This window comes from Serratia sp. 4542 (assembly GCF_016805595.1).
GTDB lineage: Bacteria > Pseudomonadota > Gammaproteobacteria > Enterobacterales > Enterobacteriaceae > Serratia > Serratia nevei.
Genome location: NZ_RXKV01000006.1, coordinates 87530 through 106004 on the forward strand (window position 1 = coordinate 87530; position 18475 = coordinate 106004).

21 protein-coding genes are annotated in these 18475 nt (G+C 60.9%); 13 read left to right on the forward strand and 8 right to left on the reverse strand.

All coding sequences use genetic code 11. The features are described from left to right. Window positions 1-32: 32 nt before the first annotated feature. Window positions 33-722, reverse strand: a complete 690-nt coding sequence (locus EKL15_RS07505; protein ID WP_060440611.1) for a ZIP family metal transporter — start codon at window positions 720-722, stop codon at window positions 33-35. Window positions 723-860: 138 nt separating this feature from the next. Between EKL15_RS07505 and EKL15_RS07510 the strand changes: the two genes are divergently transcribed. Continuing rightward, on the forward strand, window positions 861-1643 hold the full coding sequence (locus tag EKL15_RS07510; RefSeq protein ID WP_060423217.1) for a DeoR/GlpR family DNA-binding transcription regulator: 783 nt from the start codon (window positions 861-863) through the stop codon (window positions 1641-1643). 2 nt (window positions 1644-1645) lie between these two features. Beyond that, window positions 1646-2029 (forward strand): VOC family protein, encoded by a 384-nt coding sequence (locus EKL15_RS07515; protein WP_060423221.1) that lies wholly within the window; start codon window positions 1646-1648, stop codon window positions 2027-2029. Here EKL15_RS07515 and EKL15_RS07520 read toward each other — a convergent pair whose 3' ends face one another. Then, window positions 2030-2938, reverse strand: coding sequence for a LysR family transcriptional regulator (locus tag EKL15_RS07520; RefSeq protein WP_049273915.1), 909 nt, complete (start codon window positions 2936-2938; stop codon window positions 2030-2032). Window positions 2939-3063: 125 nt separating this feature from the next. On the opposite strand from EKL15_RS07520, the gene EKL15_RS07525 reads away from it, so the two are divergent. The 5 genes from EKL15_RS07525 (at window position 3064) to EKL15_RS07545 (ending at window position 6039) form a co-directional block, all read left to right on the forward strand. After that, window positions 3064-3945, forward strand: a complete 882-nt coding sequence (locus tag EKL15_RS07525; protein ID WP_038873171.1) for a pirin family protein — start codon at window positions 3064-3066, stop codon at window positions 3943-3945. A 117-nt stretch (window positions 3946-4062) separates the two neighbouring features. Beyond that, on the forward strand, window positions 4063-4689 hold the full coding sequence (ycaC, locus tag EKL15_RS07530; RefSeq protein ID WP_060423224.1) for an isochorismate family cysteine hydrolase YcaC: 627 nt from the start codon (window positions 4063-4065) through the stop codon (window positions 4687-4689). Between the two features lie 154 nt (window positions 4690-4843). After that, window positions 4844-5173, forward strand: a complete 330-nt coding sequence (locus EKL15_RS07535) for a hypothetical protein (protein WP_025301705.1) — start codon at window positions 4844-4846, stop codon at window positions 5171-5173. Between the two features lie 75 nt (window positions 5174-5248). Further along, window positions 5249-5701 carry a thiol-disulfide oxidoreductase DCC family protein gene (locus EKL15_RS07540; protein ID WP_203089177.1) on the forward strand — a complete coding sequence of 151 codons (453 nt, stop codon included), beginning with the start codon at window positions 5249-5251 and terminating at the stop codon, window positions 5699-5701. Window positions 5702-5787: 86 nt separating this feature from the next. Further along, on the forward strand, window positions 5788-6039 hold the full coding sequence (locus EKL15_RS07545; protein ID WP_033642017.1) for a hypothetical protein: 252 nt from the start codon (window positions 5788-5790) through the stop codon (window positions 6037-6039). Here the strand turns inward: EKL15_RS07545 and EKL15_RS07550 are convergent. The 3 genes from EKL15_RS07550 to EKL15_RS07560 all read right to left on the reverse strand — a co-directional run bounded on the left by EKL15_RS07550 (window position 6030) and on the right by EKL15_RS07560 (window position 8331). Next, a complete protein-coding gene (locus EKL15_RS07550; RefSeq protein WP_142109349.1) occupies window positions 6030-6578 on the reverse strand; it encodes a GNAT family N-acetyltransferase in 549 nt (182 codons plus the stop codon). The genes EKL15_RS07545 and EKL15_RS07550 overlap by 10 nt on opposite strands. 95 nt (window positions 6579-6673) lie before the next feature. After that, entirely contained in the window at window positions 6674-7420 is a 747-nt protein-coding gene (locus EKL15_RS07555) for a DUF2076 domain-containing protein (protein WP_142109350.1), read from the reverse strand. Window positions 7421-7545: 125 nt separating this feature from the next. Beyond that, window positions 7546-8331: a helix-turn-helix transcriptional regulator gene (locus EKL15_RS07560; protein ID WP_038873182.1), complete on the reverse strand. Its 786-nt coding sequence runs from the start codon at window positions 8329-8331 to the stop codon at window positions 7546-7548. Window positions 8332-8448: 117 nt separating this feature from the next. Here EKL15_RS07560 and EKL15_RS07565 point away from each other — a divergent pair, with 117 nt between their 5' ends. Then, window positions 8449-9219, forward strand: a complete 771-nt coding sequence (locus tag EKL15_RS07565; RefSeq protein ID WP_159317686.1) for a class I SAM-dependent methyltransferase — start codon at window positions 8449-8451, stop codon at window positions 9217-9219. Window positions 9220-9276: 57 nt separating this feature from the next. Here the strand turns inward: EKL15_RS07565 and aqpZ are convergent, their stop codons facing one another. Continuing rightward, window positions 9277-9972 (reverse strand): aquaporin Z, encoded by a 696-nt coding sequence (gene aqpZ, locus EKL15_RS07570; protein WP_100396238.1) that lies wholly within the window; start codon window positions 9970-9972, stop codon window positions 9277-9279. 427 nt (window positions 9973-10399) lie between these two features. Between aqpZ and EKL15_RS07575 the strand changes: the two genes are divergently transcribed. Continuing rightward, window positions 10400-11761, forward strand: a complete 1362-nt coding sequence (locus tag EKL15_RS07575) for an esterase-like activity of phytase family protein (RefSeq protein ID WP_203089179.1) — start codon at window positions 10400-10402, stop codon at window positions 11759-11761. A gap of 198 nt (window positions 11762-11959) precedes the next feature. Here EKL15_RS07575 and EKL15_RS07580 read toward each other — a convergent pair whose 3' ends face one another. Continuing rightward, the gene (locus EKL15_RS07580; RefSeq protein ID WP_203089181.1) at window positions 11960-13135 is read right to left on the reverse strand and encodes a low temperature requirement protein A; all 1176 of its coding nucleotides are present in this window, start codon (window positions 13133-13135) and stop codon (window positions 11960-11962) included. Between the two features lie 309 nt (window positions 13136-13444). Between EKL15_RS07580 and EKL15_RS07585 the strand changes: the two genes are divergently transcribed. Both EKL15_RS07585 and EKL15_RS07590 read left to right on the forward strand, forming a co-directional pair. Next, window positions 13445-13729 carry a YdgH/BhsA/McbA-like domain containing protein gene (locus EKL15_RS07585; RefSeq protein ID WP_038873191.1) on the forward strand — a complete coding sequence of 95 codons (285 nt, stop codon included), beginning with the start codon at window positions 13445-13447 and terminating at the stop codon, window positions 13727-13729. A 240-nt stretch (window positions 13730-13969) separates the two neighbouring features. After that, window positions 13970-14527: a class I SAM-dependent methyltransferase gene (locus EKL15_RS07590; RefSeq protein WP_197658126.1), complete on the forward strand. Its 558-nt coding sequence runs from the start codon at window positions 13970-13972 to the stop codon at window positions 14525-14527. On the opposite strand, the gene EKL15_RS07595 is transcribed toward EKL15_RS07590, so the two are convergent. After that, complete coding sequence (locus EKL15_RS07595) at window positions 14528-14989, reverse strand: GNAT family N-acetyltransferase (protein ID WP_060423260.1); 462 nt, start codon at window positions 14987-14989, stop codon at window positions 14528-14530. A 214-nt stretch (window positions 14990-15203) separates the two neighbouring features. On the opposite strand from EKL15_RS07595, the gene EKL15_RS07600 reads away from it, so the two are divergent. Beyond that, a complete protein-coding gene (locus EKL15_RS07600) occupies window positions 15204-16319 on the forward strand; it encodes an ABC transporter substrate-binding protein (protein WP_203089191.1) in 1116 nt (371 codons plus the stop codon). Beyond that, complete coding sequence (locus EKL15_RS07605; RefSeq protein WP_060440598.1) at window positions 16312-18435, forward strand: TonB-dependent siderophore receptor; 2124 nt, start codon at window positions 16312-16314, stop codon at window positions 18433-18435. The genes EKL15_RS07600 and EKL15_RS07605 overlap by 8 nt, the downstream gene beginning before the upstream one ends. The last annotated feature ends 40 nt before the right edge of the window (window positions 18436-18475 follow it).

The following is an 18475-nucleotide window of genomic DNA, read 5'->3' on the forward strand; positions in this document are numbered from 1 at the left end:
CGGGCGGCATGCGCCATGAAATTCCTGTTTTTTTACCCCAAACCTTCCTCTAACAGCAACAGCAGCAGGAAGCCGGCAAAGAACATCGCGGTGGCGAACGGTGTCTCTTTTCCGCCTTCATGCGCTTCGACCAGCAGCTCCTCGGTGACCAGGTAGAGCAGGGCGATCAGGCCAAAGGCCAAAAAGGCGGTCAGCCAAAATGCGCCCAGCATGGCCACCGGCGCCCCCAGCAGGCCACCGATGGGCAGCAGCAGCGCCAGGCCGACTATCGCCGCCATGGCCCGCAGCCGCCTGCCGAGAAAGTCTTTCAAATCGCCGACGATCGACAACCCCAGGAACAGCACTTCCAGCGTCAACGCCAGCGTCAACAGCAGACCGGCCTTGGCACCGGCCGCGAAGGCAATACCCAGCACCAGCCCATCGATAAAGATATCGACGCCGACCGCGGCGATAAAACCGACCGGCCCCTGCGCTTTTTCACCCAGTTGCCTAACCAACAGCATTAACAGCACCCCCGCAGCGCCGCCCAGCAACACGGCCAAAGGCGACTGCTGCTTGAGATCGGGCAGGATTTCGGTGGCGGCGGCGGCAAAAACGATGCCGGCGGTAAAGTGATGGATGACGCGCATCGTGGCGGCACCGGGGCGGCGATAGAGTGCCACCGCAGCGCCGATGACGGTGGCTGCGGCGGGAAACAGCGTATAAAGCACGGCGGAGGTCATCGCGTCATAATCCCTTATCGGTGATGTCACTCTCAGTCTAGACGAGCGCCGCCGCTTCAGCGTGGCGAAAAAAATGATTGTTCGATTGTGTACGTTTATGTACATTCGTGATCACTTTAGCGTCACCGGATTTACGCGATGTCCAAACTGTTACCGAATGAACGCCACCAGGCCATTCTCGACGCGCTTCGCCAACAGGGGCGGGTGTTGGCCCTGGAGATGGCGCAGCGGTTGAATACCACCGAAGCCACCATCCGCCGCGATCTGCGCCAGCTGGCGGCGCAGAACCTGTGTAAACGTATCTATGGCGGCGCGCTGGCGCCGACGCCGGCCGAAGGCCCCGTTGCGGCGCGCATGGCGCTCAGCGGCGATGAGAAGCTGACGCTGGCGCAGACCGCGCTGGGGTTGATCGGTGAAGAGCAGCTGATCTTCCTCGATGCCGGCAGCACCCACCTGTATCTGGCGGATATGTTGCCGCGCGATCGGCGTTTGACGGTGGTGACCAATGCATTGAGCATCGCCGGCAAAATGCTGGAACGGCCGGGGATCCGCACCATCCTGATCGGCGGTGAGCTGGATGCGCAGGTTGGCGGCTGCGTGGACGCCAAGGCGGCGGAAGAGATAGATGGTTTCCATTTCGATCTGGTGTTCACCGGCATCTGCGCCTACGACCCGGACGGCGGCTTCTCCGCGCTGAGCTACCAGGACGCCACCTTCAAAAAGCGGCTGCTGACGCGCGCCGGCAGCGTGGCGGTGCTGTGTACCCGCGACAAGCTCAATACCTACGCCCCTTACCCCTTCCTGCCCGCCGGGCGGGTGGATCATCTGGTGACGGCGCGCGGCGCGCACCCGCAGCTCGAGCTGCAGGTGGCGCAGGGCGGCGGCCAGGTTTGGCACAGCGATTTACCGACCGGAGAATGATGATGAAAATAGCCCATGTTGCCCTGTGGACCCGTGATATCGACGCGCAGCTGGCGTTTTGGCAGCGCTATTTCAACGGTGAGGCGGGTGAGGAGTACGTCAGCCGCAACCGGCCGGGGTTTGTTTCCCGTTTCGTCAGCCTGGCGGCCGGGCCGACGCTGGAGATCATGCGCGTGCCGACGCTGTTGCCGGCGCAGGCCCTGGAAGAACGGGTGGGCTGGGCGCACATCGCGCTGTCGCTGGGGGATGAACGGCAGGTCGATCGATTGGCGCAGCGCGCGCAGCAGGAGGGTATCTTGCAGTCCGCTCCGCGCTGGACCGGCGACGGCTTCTATGAGGCCGTCATCCGCGATCCGGACGGCAACGCGATCGAAATTACCGCCTAATCACTCCTCTTCGATGCTGGCGAACTGCTCGCCCAGATAATCGAGCAGCAGCCGCACCGCCGGCAATAAACCGCGGCGCGACGGGTAGACCGCATGCACCACGCCGCCCTGCGGCTGCCAGCCGGGCAGCAGCTGGACCAGTTCGCCGCGCAGCATGTCGTCACGCATCATCATCGCCGGCAGCTGAACGATGCCGGCGCCGGCGATGGCGGCGGTGCGCAGCATCAGCATGTCGTCGGTGACCAGCCGCGGCGTGTGTTCCCACTCGACCCGCTCACCCTGCGGGCCGGTCAGCCGCCACTGGTGCTGAGCGCGCGCCGGGCCGAGATCGAGCGTCGGGTATTTACGCAGGTCTTCCGGCGTGTGCGCCGGCCCGAGGGTGCGCACCAGCGCCGGGCTGGCGGCGACGCACCAGGTGCGCTGTGCCAGGATCTTCAGCACCAGATCGCTGTCTTCCAGCGGCGGCGGCCGCACGCGGATCGCCAGATCCAACCCTTCCCCCACCACGTCCACCCGGCGGTTGGTGGCCTCCAGATGCACCGTCACCTTCGGATAGTCGGCCATAAAGGCCGCCACCATGCTGCCGACGCGGGTGTGCAGGATCGCCACCGGGCACGACATGCGCACCGTGCCGCAGGGCTCGGCGCGCGTCTGTTCGATCGCCTGCTGCGCCGCTTCCGCTTCCACCAGCATCGCCTTGCAGTGTGCGTAATAGTTTTGGCCGACCTCGGTCACCGAGAAACGCCGCGTCGAGCGCTGGATCAGGCGCACGCCCAGCCGCTCTTCCAGCAGCGCCACGCGGCGGCTGAGCTTGGATTTGGGAATGCCCAGCGCCCGGCCGGCGGGAGCAAATCCCTGGTGATCGACCACGCTGGCGAAGAAAAACAGATCGTTCAGATCGGTCAGCATCGTATCCCTTATCGTTCTACCAGTAGAACGCTGAGTGTACATCTTGCCTACTACTGCAGCAAACCCCGACAGATTAAACTTCTGCCATCAACTTAAGGCCGTGAGGTCTGAAACGGGAGTTCAAGATGAAAAAAATCCTCGGTATTCACAACAGCCCGGAAGCACATTGGGTCGGTAACGGTTTCCTGGTGAATTCGCTGTTCTCTTATAACGATTTGGGGGCGGAAATGAGCCCGTTCCTGCTGCTGGATCATGCGGCGCCCACCAAATTCCGTTCTGCCTCCGGCACCCGCGGCGTGGGTCAGCATCCGCATCGCGGGTTTGAAACGGTGACCATCGTCTATCAGGGCGAAGTGGAACACCGCGACTCGACCGGCAGCGGCGGGGTGATTGGCCCCGGCGACGTCCAGTGGATGACCGCCGCCTCCGGCATTCTGCACGAAGAGTTCCATTCGCGGGACTTCTCGCGCAAGGGCGGCACCATGGAAATGGTGCAGCTGTGGGTCAACCTGCCGGCCAAGGACAAAATGGCCGAGCCCGGTTACCAGACGCTGCTGAACGCCGATATTCCGGTGGTTCCGCTGGCAGACGGCGCAGGGCAGGTGCGGGTGATCGCCGGTGACTTTGGCGGCCACGCCGGCCCGGCACGCACTTTCAGCCCGCTCAACGTGTGGGATATGAAGCTGAATGCCGGCCACACCACCACGCTGACGGTGAAAGAAGGCCATACGCTGGCGCTGGTGATGCTGCATGGCGCGATCCTGGTCAACGGCGAAGAGGTGGTGCGCGAAACCCAAATGGTGCGTTTCGACCGGGCGGGGGATTCGATCACTATCGAAGCCAACAACGACGTCGCGCTGCTGGTGCTGAGCGGCGAACCGATCGATGAGCCTATCGTCGGCTACGGCCCGTTCGTCATGAACAGCGACGCGGAAATCCAGCAGGCGTTCCGCGACTTCAACAGCGGCAAGTTCGGCAGCATGAACGCCGAAGCAAGCGCCGGCTGACCTTGGTGCCTGGGGTGGGACGTGTTCCCCGGCCCAGGCGCTACACTTAAACCTCAACGCCCCGTCCCAGCGGCGGGGCGTTTCATCCGCAACATCAACCCCCACAGGAGTAAAACCATGACTGCAAATTACAAGCGCCTCGACAAGGACCAGGCCGCCGTATTGCTGGTGGATCATCAGGCAGGGCTGCTTTCGCTGGTGCGCGATATCGATCCCGATCGGTTTAAAAACAACGTGCTGGCGCTGGGTGATTTAGCGAAGTACTTCAATCTGCCGACCATTCTGACCACCAGTTTCGAAAACGGCCCCAACGGCCCGCTGGTGCCTGAGCTGAAGGCCCAATTCCCCGATGCCCCTTTTATTCCTCGCCCCGGCCAAATCAACGCCTGGGACAACGACGACTTCGTCAAGGCGGTAAAAGCCACCGGCCGTAAACAGCTGATCATCGCCGGTGTAGTGACCGAAGTGTGCGTGGCATTCCCGGCGCTGTCGGCGCTCAATGAAGGCTTTGAGGTCTTTGTGGTGACCGACGCCTCCGGCACCTTCAATGAGCTGACGCGTCAGTCGGCCTGGAGCCGCATGGAAGCCGCCGGCGCGCAGCTGATGACCTGGTTCGGCGTCGCCTGCGAGCTGCACCGCGACTGGCGCAACGACATCGAAGGCCTGGGCACGCTGTTCTCCAACCATATCCCGGACTACCGCAATCTGATGACCAGCTATAACACGCTGGCCGGCGGTAAGTAACACGGCGGCCCTTTACCCCACCTTTCGCCTTTCATCACGTTAGATGCGGGATGTAAGCAAAACGTAGCGGGGCGAAAAGGTAGCGAAAAGCGGCTTTCTCATTGGCCGGGGGCGGGGTAGCGTAATCCCGAACCCGGCAAATGAGGCTAATTCAATGAAACAAGCAATCAAGATCCTGGCGCTGCCCTGCATGGGCATGGCGCTGTTGTTCAGCGCGAGCGCGATGTCGGCCCCTGAGGCGCCTGCGGCCAAAGCGTTGCCGCCTGTGGCGGATGAACCGATGCGCATGCCGCCTTTCCCGGGCGGGCACCCGCCCAAGCCGGGGTTCTGCCACGGCGGCGAACTGTTCTGCGCCACCTCGGCCAGCGACAATCCGGTGGAAACCATCAACAAACTGACGGCGGTGATCCCGGCGGGCAGCGCCAAGCATTACGAGGTGCGCGTCGCGGTGGTGGCCGTGCCTGACGCCCCGCCTGCGCCTTAACGGGCTCTGTCATCCCGCTCTGGTTCGCACGCTCAAGGCGCGTTAGGCTAAGGCGAGCGTTTATCGGGAGGCGGGATGACCCTTTTAGCACAACTGCCCTGTCTCCAGCCCGGCGAGTGCGCGCTGTTGTTCGACGGCGAATGCAATCTGTGTCACGGGCTGGTGAGATACCTTATTCGCGCCGATCGGCAGCGGCGCATTCTGTTGGCGACGGTGCAATCCGTCGAAGGGCAGGCGATCCTGCAGGTGCTGGGATTGCCGACCGATTGTTTCGATTCCGTGGTCTATGTTGAGCAGGGGCGCTGTTGGCTGCGTTCGGCGGCGCTGTTCCAGGCGTTGCGCCAATTGGGGTGGCCGTACCGCGCGCTGGCGCTGGCGCGTTACCTGCCGCCGCGGCTGGCGGACAAGGTCTACGATGCGGTCGCCGGCAATCGCTACCGGCTGTTTGGCCGCAACGACGGCACCGGTTTGCCGGGCGCCGACCAGCCCGGGCGCTATCTGCCCCGGCGGCGGGAACCGCCGGCCTGAGCTTTACGCTTCTTTACCATCCAACCGCTTGAAATATCAGCACTCCAGCTCCATATAATGGAACGTTCAGCCAACAAGGAGCGCGTATGGGAATCAGTGAAGAAGAGCACATCCGCCGTTTGACCCAGGAGAAAAACGACATGGGCAATACGGCTAAATGGGTGGCGATCGTTTCCGCCGTGTACTTTGCCTTGATGGTGTTTTACGGCCACCCGACCGGCGTATTGGCGATGTCGGGCGCGGTGTTCATCGTTTCTACCGCCACCTGGCTGAAAAAGCGTCAGAAGGTCAAATCTTACCGCATGGCGTTGGCCAAAATCAGCGACGATCAGCCCTGATAGTCGCCGCGCTTTAGCGTATACACCAGGCTCGGCGCTGCGCCGGGCACGTCATCCAGCGTATCCACCCGCTGCATGCCAATCTTTTCCAGCACCCGCCACGAAGCCTGATTCTCCGCGCGCACAATGGCAGAAATCTCACCCACCTCCAGACCGACAAACCCGTATTGCAGTGAAGCCCGCGCCATCTCGGTGGCCAGCCCCATGCCCCACACCCGGGTATCGAAGCGATAGCCGAGGTTAACGGTGCGCTGCGCGCCGAGCGGTTTCCAGGACAAGCCGCCAAAACCGATAACCCAATCCGGCCGTTCGCGCAGGGCGAGCGCCCAGGAGCCGTAGCCGTGTTGCCGCCAGACGGCGAGCCGCTCCTGCAGCGCCGAAGCGGCCTGCGCTTCGCTGGTGAGCGGGCCGGCGGGGTTGAAGCGTTGGGTTTGCGGATCGCCAAAGATGGCGTAGAAACGTTCGAGGTCTGTCATCACCGGCGGCCGCATCTGCAGGCGCTCGCTGAAGTACGGGGCTGAAGGATTAAAGCTCGGCATCGTTTCTCCCGGCCGGATCAATGAACAGCGTTCACTGTAGTCCAGATCGGCGAAACGGGAAATCCCCCTCTGCGGGTGAGAGGGGGAGAGGAGTATTACAGGAAGGAATCGTCGTCGTCGCTGTAATCGTCGTCGGCGTAGTCCGTGTCATCCTGATAGTTGGCGTTCTGGAAGCCGTTGTCCTGATTCAGGAAGCTGCCGCCGTCGCCGTTGTTGAAGGTATCAAGGTTGTTGGAGGCGTCGAAATTGCGCATCGCGCTGTCGTCCAGCGGTGCCGGGTTTTCTTCGATAATATTCACGATTTCCTGCGGCTGCGAATGGCGGAACATGCCGGTCAGCATGTCGGCCAATACCACGCCGCCGGCGACGCCCGCCGCGGTTTGCAAAGCCCCACCCAGGAAGCCGCCGGCGCGCGAAGGCGCCGCCTGCTGCGGTTGGGCATAGGCTGGCTGCTGCGGCTGTGAGTAGCCCCCTTGCTGCGCGTTGTTCCAGGCCGCCGTATTTTGCTGCTGCGCCTGATACTGTTCACGCGGGCTTGGCGTACTGCGGCTGCCGCCGCCGAACAGGCCGGCCAGGAAGCCGCCGCTGCTCTGTTGTCCGTTGGCGGTTTGTTGCAGCTGCGCCACTTGGGCTTCCAACTCTTTGACCCGCTGGTCCATCTGCTTGAGCGCCGCTTCTTGAATGATCATCGCCTGCGCCATGTAATAAGGGGCGGAAGGCTGCTCGCGAATATGCTGATTAATTTGCTGTTCTGCCTGGAGATCCCGTGGGCCCGTCTTGGTCTCGGCTTCTTTCAGGCGGCCAAACAGACCATCGATAAGGCGTTGTTCTTCGGATTGCATAGGCGTACCTCGGGAGATAAATAACGGTGCTGGATGATCGTTGTCATCGGTAACAATCACCCTAGCGCGTTTGCATGAACCAATAAATAAATGGCGGGTAAACCTGTCTATGAATTTGTTACCAATTACGGCAGCGGGATCAGCATTACCAGCTTCAGACCGCCGTGCTCCGCCGGATGGAAGGTGAGCTGGCGATAGCGCAGCGCACCTTGCTGAGGGTGCTCGAACGCGCGCTCGCCGCCTTCGCGCGCCATCACGTCATGCTGTTTCCACCAGTGATTAAAGTCCGCGCTGTTGTGCGTCATGTTGCGCACGAAGGCGCGCATCTCTTCGGTGTTTTGGTGATGGCTGGTCTCGGCGCGAAACTCGGCCACCACGCGGCGGGCACGTTCTTCCCAATCGCTGACCAGCGTTTTCGCCAATGGGTGGAAGAACATGAAGTGCAGCAGGTTGGGGCTGTTGGCCACATCCAGCCAGCCGCTGAACAGCGCCGCCGCCTGCGGGTTCCAGGCGACGACGTTCCAGGTCACGTCCAGCAGGTAGCAGGGCACAGTCATCTGGTGCACGCTTTGCAGCACCGCGTCGTTGGCGGTTTCGCGGTGCGTTTCCTGCTCGGGATCGGCGACGCGCGCCAGGGTAAACAGGTAGTGGCGTTCGGCGGGGCCCAGCCGCAGCGCCTTGGCGATGCGTGCCAGCGTATAGGGGGAAATGGACACCTCGCGCCCCTGTTCGATCCAGGTATACCAGGTGGCGCTGATGCCGCTGATTTGCGCCAGCTCTTCGCGCCGCAGGCCGCTGGTGCGGCGGCGCGAGGAGCTGGGCAGGCCGAGCATTTCCGGCGTGATGCGCTCGCGGTGCGCGCGCAGGAATGCGCCGAGGGCCTTTGGCCCGGATAAGGCTTCTGATGACATAGCGTGGTACCTATTTATACCAGGATAACTGCTCATATTGTACCCGTATAGTAGCCTGATTATAGTAGCCGAAAGCCTTCAGGCACAGGCGCAAGCCGGATAATAACGGGAGCAAACATGAGCATCAGCAACAGCCATAAAAACGCGGTAGACCGGCAGTTCGGCGAGCAGGCCAACGCTTACTTAACCAGCGCGGTGCACGCGCAGGGCAAGGATTTGCAACGCCTCGCACAGTTACTGGAACCGCATGCAGACGCGCGCCTGCTCGATCTGGGCTGCGGCGCCGGGCACGCCAGCTTCACGGCGGCGGCCAGGGTGGCGCAGGTGGTGGCCTACGATCTGTCGGCGCAAATGTTGGCGGTGGTGGAGCAGGCGGCGGCGGAAAAAGGCCTGAGTAATATTCAGCTGCAGCAGGGCGTGGCGGAGTCTTTACCGTTTGAGGACGCCAGCTTCGATCTGGTCATCAGCCGCTATTCGGCACACCACTGGCACGACGTTGGCCAGGCGCTGCGTGAGGTCAAGCGGGTACTCAAGCCGGGCGGCAGAGCGATCTTCATGGACGTGGTCTCGCCGGGGCATCCGCTGCTGGATATCTACCTGCAAACCGTGGAAGTGCTGCGCGACACCTCACACGTGCGCAACTATGCGCCGGGCGAGTGGCTGGCGTTATTGACCGAGGCCGGGTTGGTGGTGCGCGAGGTAACGTCGGATCGGTTGATGCTGGAGTTCGGCAGCTGGGTGGCGCGCATGCGCACGCCGGCGCATTTCGTTACCGCGATCCGTGCGCTGCAGCAAAGTGTGTCGCAGGAGGTCGCGGCGCACTTCGCCATTCAGCCGGACGGCTCCTTTACCAGCGATATCATGATGTTTGACGTGACGAAGGGCTGAAAGCAACGGGGCAGCCGATGAAGGCTGCCCCGTGAAACGCTATCGGCTGTGATGCGCTTATTTTTTATCTTCCAGCAGGCAGCGGTAGATCAGGCCGCCGATAATGCCGCCGACCAGCGGCACCAGCCAGAAGACCCACAGCTGCTGCAGCGCCCAGGTGCCCTGGAAGATCGCTACACCGGTGCTGCGCGCCGGGTTGACGGAGGTGTTGGTCACCGGGATGCTGATCAGGTGGATCAGGGTCAGCGTCAGGCCGATCGCCAGCGGGGCGAAGCCTGCCGGCGCGCGTTTGTCGGTCACGCCATGAATAACGATCAGGAAGAAGGCGGTCAGCACCAGCTCAATCACGATCGCGGCCTGCAGAGAATAACCGCCCGGTGAGTGTTCGCCGTAACCGTTGGAGGCGAAACCGCCTGCGGTGGCGTCGAAACCGGCTTTGCCGCTGGCGATCAAATACAGCACCGCCGCTGCGGCGATACCGCCGATCACCTGTGCGATAACGTAAGGGATCACGTCTTTCGCCGCGAAACGGCCGCCGGCGAATAAGCCAACGGTGATTGCCGGGTTAAAGTGCCCGCCGGAAATATGGCCGACGGCATAGGCCATCGTCACCACGGTCAGACCGAAAGCGAGCGCGACGCCGAGGAAACCAATACCCAGCTGTGGGAATGCCGCGGCTAATACTGCGCTACCACAACCACCAAACACCAACCAAAATGTGCCAAAAAATTCAGCAAAAAGTCGCTTTGACATAGATTCCATCCTGCGGAATAGACTAACGGGCGTTAGCACTAAAAACTATAGAACAGCTTTTTCAGTTCATGCAGATATTCTATAGAATTTTCTTAATGCACCTTGAATAACGGCGGTATTAAATCCCCGGTATTTTATTTTGTCTATGAGAAAAACGCCGTTTTTCGCCGTGCCGGCGCGCGTTTGCCGATTTTTTTATCTTTGATATAAGAATTTACCCTAAGCGAAATGACGGGTTATTTTCAGGCGCTTTTTTCCAGCGGTTTTCTCCATTCAATATCCCCAGGTTAATTGCTAATTTCTATTTGCCAGTCAACCTTCATTGCCTATTGCACATTTGACGAAGCGCCTGTTGTCATCTCAGTGTCATGCTAAATTAATATCTTCTTCTGCCTGATAACGCTTCGTTCAACCTCGGGTAAAAACCATGAAAATAAAATCGCTCTCCCTGCTGTTGGCTTCACTGTTTCCTGTATTCACCTACGCTGCAGATATTGAGGTAGCGCGTTATGTGGTCGGCTTCCCCGGCGGGGAACGCGTCGCCTATCAGGGGGCGTTCGCCAAGAATTTCCCGCAGGGGCTGCCGGTGGGGATCGGCTCCGGGCTGACGTTCAATCGCAAGCAGGGCGACGATCTGGTGCTGACGACGCTGACCGATCGCGGCCCGAATGCCGATGCCCCGGCGGTGGGCAAGCAAGAAGCCAAAATTTTCGCCAACCCGCAATTCGTGCCTCTGTTGATGGACATTCGTATCGGTGGCGGCAAGGCCGTGGCCGAGAATGCACGGCCCTTGCATGACGAAAAAGGGCCGATTAGCGGGCTGCCGCTGCCGAGCGAGCTGATTGGTTCCACGAACGAAGTGGCGTTGAACGACGCGTTGCAGCCGCTGCCCGGCGATCGCCGCGGGTTGGATACCGAAGGCATCATCGGTGACGGCAACGGCGGCTATTGGCTGTGCGATGAGTACGGTCCGTTTCTGATCCATGTCGACGGCAACGGTAAAATTCTCGCCAAATACGGCCCAACACCGCAGGCCGGCGAGCAGGCGGTGGCGAGTGGTTTGCCGAACATCCTGAAGTGGCGCCAGCCCAACCGCGGTTTTGAGGGGCTGACCCGGATGCCGGATGGGCGCATTCTGGCGGCGGTGCAGAGCACGCTGGATGTCGATGGCAAAAGCAAAAACAAGGCGCAGTTTACCCGGCTGGTGAGCTTCGATCCGCGCAGTGGCAAAACCGCCATGTACGGCTATCCCATCGATATCGACAGCTATAAAAAAGCCAAAGACGCCAAGATTGGCGATGTGGTGGCGTTGGACAACCAGCGCATCCTGTTGATTGAACAAGGAACCGGTAAAGATAAGACGATGATCAACAAGATCTATCTGGTGGATCTCGCGCAGGCCAGCGATCTGAGCGCGTTTGACGGCCAGGGGAAAGCGCTGGAGTTCGACGATGCGAAAGATCTCGCCAAACGCGGCGTGAAGCTGGCGCAGAAACAGGAAGTGGCGGATCTGCGCCAGTTGGGCTGGCGCCAGGAGAAAGCGGAAGGGTTGGCGCTGATCGACGATCGCACGCTGGCGCTGATTAATGACAACGATTTCGGCCTGCAGGCCAAGCTGGTGGACGCATCGCCAAAAAGCAAGAAAATCGGCGATTATCAGCTGGAGAAAGAAGGGCGGCTGAGCCTCGACGGCGACAAGACCGACGCCCGTATCGAATTGCGCCCGCTGGAGCAGCCGGAGTCGCTGAGCGAGCTCTGGGTGCTCACCTTGCCGCATCCCTTGAAGTGAGACAGCGGGGGCGATAGCGCCCCCGTCAGACCGTTGACAAAGGAGGAAAAAACGTGGTTTTTCCTCCTTTGTGGCCATCAGCCGAAAATCAATAAATTGATTTTCCTTGTTTTTTTATCCGCTGCTCTCTGCAAACCCGGCAATGGCATGAGGTTTGTCATCAATCTCACAGCGGGGGCGGTGACGCCCCCGTTTGCTTCAGGCTTCCGCGTGCCGCTGCGGCGCTCTGCCGCGCGAGATGCTTTCCCACACCGCCACCACCACCATGATCAGCGTCGTCAGGCCATTGACCATCAGCAGATCGGTTAAATAGGCGACGGGGGCCAATACCGCCAGCGCCAGCAGCCCCACCAGGTGTGACAGCGGGAAGCGATGATACACCAGCCGTTTATACAGCGCGTTGGCGAACAGGTAGAGCGCCGGGCCGAGCAGCAACACCGCCGCCGTGGCGTTTTGGATGCGGCCGTCGGGATGGGCGATCACCAGCTCGTTGGCCACGGCGCAGACGATGATCGCCCCCACCAGCGCGACGTGCACGTAATGGAAGTAAGCGCCCAGCTGGCCGGGGTTTTCCGCCTGGCTGATGGCGTGGCTGCCGGCTTTGCTGCTGGTGTCGAAGTAGACCCACCACATCGCCAGGCTGCCGAGAAAGGCCACCAGCGAGGCGATGAGCACCGGCAGGTTCCAGCTTTTCATCTCGCTCAGGGTGGCGCCGGTGATCAGAATGGTTTCCCCCAGCGCCACGATAACGAACAGCTGGCAGCGTTCCGCCAGATGGTGACCCTCGATGGTCCACTCGCTGCTGCTGTCCGAGCGCCCCAGCACCGGCAGCCGGAAGCCGAACATCGGTGAGACGTATTCGCACAAGACCGCGACCGCCCACAGCGCCAGGCGGGTGTTGCCTTCCGCCAGCCCACCGGCGATCCAGAAGACGGCGGAGATGCACAGCCAGCCGAGAATGCGGTGAAAGTTTCGTTTTAACGGATGACCGGGCGCCAGCAGGCGCAGCACCGTGACGGAGCGCCCGACCTGAATGGCGACATAGAACAGCGCGAAGATCAGGCCGCGCTCGCCAAACGCCTGGGGCAGTGCGGCGGCGGCGAACAGCCCCAGCAGCATGATAGCGAACAGCAGCAGGCGGATCTGACGGGTATCCGGATTGAACCAGTTGGTGACCCAGGCGGTGTATTGCCAGGCCAGCCAGACGGCGAACCACAGCAACAGGGTTTCCAGCGCGCCGGTCAGCGTCAGGTGATGCAACAGATAGTGGGAAAGTTGGGTCACGGCGAAAACGTAGATCAGATCGAACAGCAGCTCGGAAAACGAGACCGAAGCGCCCTGACCGTCACGCACGCGCAGCAGGTTTTGCGACATAAGCGTTCTTCCTTAAAAGGGTAAGCCACAAAATCAGCGTAGCTCAGCGCGCCCCGGCGGGTAAAAAATCTTAAATAGCGGCGGCGCGCGTTCTTTCTTTCTCCCCGTCTTTAATTGTTCATCAAATAGGGGTAAGGTGAACCCTATAAAGTCATTTCCGCCTTAAAATACACACTCGCTCTCACTTCCTCCTTATTCTCCTCACAATGATTGATGTTCTTTACGTTGCATGACGTCCGTTTTCATTGGCTAGCGGATAATTAACATCACTGACAACGAGCTAATAAACAAGAACACCTGGAGTCAATCATGAAACTTATCCCAAGCATCGCAGCAGTATTGATCGCCGCCGCTTCCTTCTCCACTTTCGCCGCGCCGCTGTCGTCGGTGAAACAGGTCAACAGCGAACAGGCCGCCAATCTGCAAAGCCTCGGCGTGGTGTCGGTTTCCGGCATTAGCGGCTCACCGCATGACGCCATTCACGCCCTGAAAGAAAAAGCCGCGGCGGACGGCGCCGGCCATTACCGCATTATCGGTCTGGACACCCCCGGGGATTCCAGCAACTGGCGTGGCAATGCGGAAATTTATCGCTAAGCGTTGGCTTTTTACCCTCTGGCCACGGCAACGTGGCCAATAAAATAAACGGTCGTAATAATTATCTGATAGGGCGCGCGTGGGCGGCTTATTTTCAGGTCATTATTACGACCGTTTTTCATTTTTCCGCTGCGGCTGAGGTTGCATTTTATTACAACTGTGTCCGCCGCTTTCGGAATCATGTTAATGAATACTTAAGAAATTCGGCTCACATTGAGGACTTAACCCAAGGAGGCCTCAATGTTAAATGCGACCCGGCTGCAACTGATGAATCACTTCGCTTACCTGCAGCAATTTATGGCTTCACCGCGCACCGTCGGTACGCTGGCGCCTTCTTCCCCGTGGCTGTGCCAGGCGATGCTGAACCAGGTTGAATGGACCCGGGCGCTGTCGATCGCGGAGCTGGGGGCGGCGGACGGCGTATTGACCAAACGCATTCTGGGGCGGATGCGCGCCGATGCGGCGCTGGAGGCTTTCGAGATCCAACCGCATTTCGTGCATCGGCTGCGGGGGATAGACGATCGGCGGCTGCGGGTGATGGCCCATTCGGCGACCCAAATGGCCACGGATTATGACGTGGTGTTTTCCTGCCTGCCGCTGCTGTCGATCCCGGTCAGGATCAGCGTGCGCATCCTTCAGCAGGCCCGGCAGCGGCTGCTGGCGCGCAACGGCACGCTGGTGCTGTTTCAATACAGCCACCTGTCGGAAAAATTGCTGTCCCGCTATTTTCACTGGAAGCGCCTACGGGTGGTGCGCAATTTCCCGCCGGCGCTGGTGTATGTCTGTACGCCGCGTTAACTACAGCGTTTTCACCATCACCACCACGTCTTCGTCATACTGCCGCCGGCGCTCCAGAGGTTGCCAACCCCAGCCGGCGTACAGCGCTTCCGATTTGTCGGTGATGAGATGCAAAATCGAATGATGGCGCTGCCGCGCCGCTTCGACGATCGCCATCTCCAGGCGGTGGGCAATGCCCTTGCGGCGGTGATCGGGATGCACGAAGACGCCGGCCAGCCACGGGGTGAGATCCTGGCGCTGATGATCGTCGCTGGGCCACAGGCTGGCCATGCCCACCGGGCGATCGCCGTCGATCATCATCAGCGTCAGGTGATCGTCGCTTGGCCGGCTGCATTGGGCGAAGCGCAGCTGGGTGCGCTCCAGCGTGCCGCCGCGTTGTGAACCCCACTGGCCGAAGGCCCAGGCGGCGCACACATCGGCAAACTGCGGGCACTCCGACAGCGGAATAATGCGTTGATCCATGGATGTCTCCCTATTTTGGTGGTTTCCGCTCTATTTAACCGATTTCCCCGCCATTTTTTTAACTTTTTAAAGCCGCTCTTTTAGCGGTTTCACCATGTTTCGCCGCGCGCCCGGCGCCGTTTCCCGGATTTCTTTTGGCAATCGCCGTGCAGGATTGCAAGTGCTAATGAGAGTGATTATCATGCGCACACTATTTCCCCGTGTCGGCTTAATCATGCGCAATTCCCTCATTTTACTGCTGCTTTCCCTGTGCTTCGGCGTGTTCTCCGCTCAGGCGAAGACGGTGACCGATATCACCGGCCGCCAGGTCGTGGTGCCGGACAACCCGCAGCGCATCGTGGTGGGGGAAAGCCGCATGCTGTATACGCTGGCGCTGCTGGAGCCGGGCAACCCGGCGCAGCGCATCGTCGGCTGGCCGGCGGATCTGGCGCGGTTCGATGCGCAAAGCTGGCAGCTCTATACGCAGAAGTTCCCGCAGATCGCCGCGATCCCCATTATCAGCGGCAATAATTTCCGCCAGGTCAATATTGAAAGCCTGCTGCAGCTGAAGCCGGATCTGGTGATCCTGGCGCGCTACGCGCGTGAAGACGGCGATAACGATCTGCTGGTTTCCGCGCTGAACAAGGCCGGCGTGGCGGTAATCTACGTCGATCTGCGCATCGATCTGCTGAACAACACCGTGCCGAGCGTGCGGCTGCTGGGCGAAGTGCTCAATCGCCAGCAGCGCGCTGAGCAGTTTATCGCGTTTTATCAGCAGCATATGGCTGTGATTCAGCAGCGGCTGGCGGGCTATCAGGGGCCGAAGCCCAAAGTGATGCTGCACCTGCATCTGGGGCGGCGTGACACCTGCTGCACCACCGCCGCGCACGGCAACCTCGGCGATCTGCTGAGCTTCGCCGGCGGCGACAACATCGCCAACGCCAGCGTCAAAGGGGTGTACGGTGAGCTGAACCCGGAAACCATTCTGAGCGCCAATCCCGACGTTTACCTCGCCACCGGCATGGCCGGGCCGCAGGGCAAGCGGCTATCCGATCTGCGCCTCGGGCCGCAGGTCAGCCAACAGGACGCCGCCGACAGCTTCCGCCGGCTGATCGCCACACAGCCGATGCTGGCCAGCCTGCAGGCGGTGAAGCATCACCGCGCCTGGAGCGTCTGGCACAACTTTTACCTCAGCCCGTACCACGTGGTGCTGGTCGAGATGTTCGTCAAAGCGTTTTACCCGGATCTGTTCGCCGACATTAACCCGCAGCAGACCTTCCAACAGCTGTATCAGCAGTTTTTGCCGTTACCTTTTTCAGGGACCTATTGGAGTCAGTTAGATAATGAATAACAACAAGCGCGGCTGGTGGTGCGCATTGCCTTTGGCGGCCTGCGCGACATCGCCGACGTGGGCGGCGGATAAAGCCGCGCCGCAGGAAGAGAGCCTGGTCGTGGTCGGCCGCAAAGATGCCGACGGCGTGCAGAGCTATCAGCCGTTGACCAGCGTCACCGGCACCCGCAGCGAAACCAACCTGCTGAACGTGCCGCAGGCGATCGACGTGGTGCCGCAGCAGGTGATTACCGATCAGGCGGTCAGCAGCCTGGACGAAGCGCTGTACAACGTCAGCGGCATTACCCAGGCCAACACGCTGGGCGGCACCCAAGACGCGGTCATGAAACGCGGCTTCGGCGACAACCGCGACGGCTCCATTCTGCGCGACGGCGTGCGCTCGGTGCAGGCGCGCAACTTTACGCCGACCACCGAGCGGGTGGAGGTGCTCAAGGGGCCGGCCTCGATGCTGTACGGCATGGGCGAGCCGGGCGGGATGATCAACATGATCACCAAAAAGCCCCAGCTGCAGCAGCATACCCACGTGGAAGGCTGGGGCAGCAGCTTCAACGGCGGCGGCGGCCAGCTCGACGTTACCGGGCCGCTCGGCACGTCGGGGTTTGCCTATCGCATGATCGTCGATCACGATGAAACCGATTACTGGCGCAACTTTGGCCGCAATCGCCAGACGGTGATCGCGCCGTCGTTGATGTGGTACGGCGAGAACACCACCGTGCGCTTGGCCTATGAACATATGGAATATCTGGTGCCGTTCGATCGCGGCACCATTATCGATTCGCGCACCGGCAAACCGGTGAATACGCCGCGCGATCGCCGTTTCGACGAAGCCTATAATGCCACCCGCGGCGATCAGGACAGCATTACCCTGCAGATCGATCAGACGCTCAACGAGCGCTGGAAAAGCTCACTGACCTACGCCTACAGCCGCAACAGCTACAGCGACAACCAGGCGCGCGCCACGGCGCTGAACCCGGTGACCGGCGTGTTGAGCCGCCAGGCCGACTCGACTGCCAACGCCGTCAGCCACGCCAACGCGGTGCAGCTGACGCTCAATGGCGACGTGGACTGGGGCAGCATCAACCACCAGATGCTGTTCGGCTTCGATTTTGAAGATAACCGTACCTTCCGCGGCGACATGATCCGCGGCAAAAAGAACAGCGATTTCAATATCTATCATCCGGTATACGGCCTGATGCCGCCGTCGACGGCGGTCAGCGCCAAAGACAGCGACCAGCGGGAAAACCTCACCAGCTACGGTTGGTTTATGCAGGATTCCATCCAGCTAACCGATAAATGGCTGGTGATGGGCGGCCTGCGTTACGACGCTTTCGACGTCTATGCCGGCAAGGGGCGGCCGTTCCAGGCCAATACCGACAGCTCGGACAGCAAGCTGGTGCCGCGCGCCGGGGTGGTGTACAAGCTGACGCCTTATGTGTCGCTGTACAGCAGCTATACCGAGTCGTTCAAGCCGAACTCTTCCATCGCCACCCAAATTGGTTCGCTGCCGCCGGAGCAGGGCAAGTCGTGGGAAGTCGGCGGCAAGCTGGCGTTGCCGAACGGCGTCACCGGCACGCTGGCGCTGTTCGACATCACCAAGCGCAACGTGATGGTCAATGAGCTGGTGGAGGGCGAAACCGTGACGCGCACCGCCGGGCGCGTGCGTTCGCAGGGCGTGGAGCTGGACGTAGCCGGTAACCTCACCGATTCGCTGAGCCTGATCGGCTCCTATGCGTATACCGACGCGCGGGTGGTGGACGATCCGGACAACAAGGGGAAAGAGATGACCAACGTGGCGCGCCACACCGCCTCGCTGTTCCTGACCCAGAACCTGGGCAGCCCGGGCTTCTACAGCGGCGATGAGGTGCGCATTGGCGCCGGTGCGCGCTACGTAGGACGCCGCCCGGGTGACGCCGCCAACAGCTTCTCCCTGGATAATTACACCGTTGCCGATGCGTTCGCCGCTTACACCATGCCGATCAACGGCTATCGGGTGAAATGGCAGCTGAACGTGAAGAACCTGTTCGATAAAACCTACTACCCGTCCAGCGGCGGTAATTTGCGCGTGGCGGTGGGGGAACCGCGTGAGGTGGTGCTGCGCGGCAGTATCGATTTCTAAGCTACGGGCGGTGAAATTTGCTTAAATAACCGCCCCAACG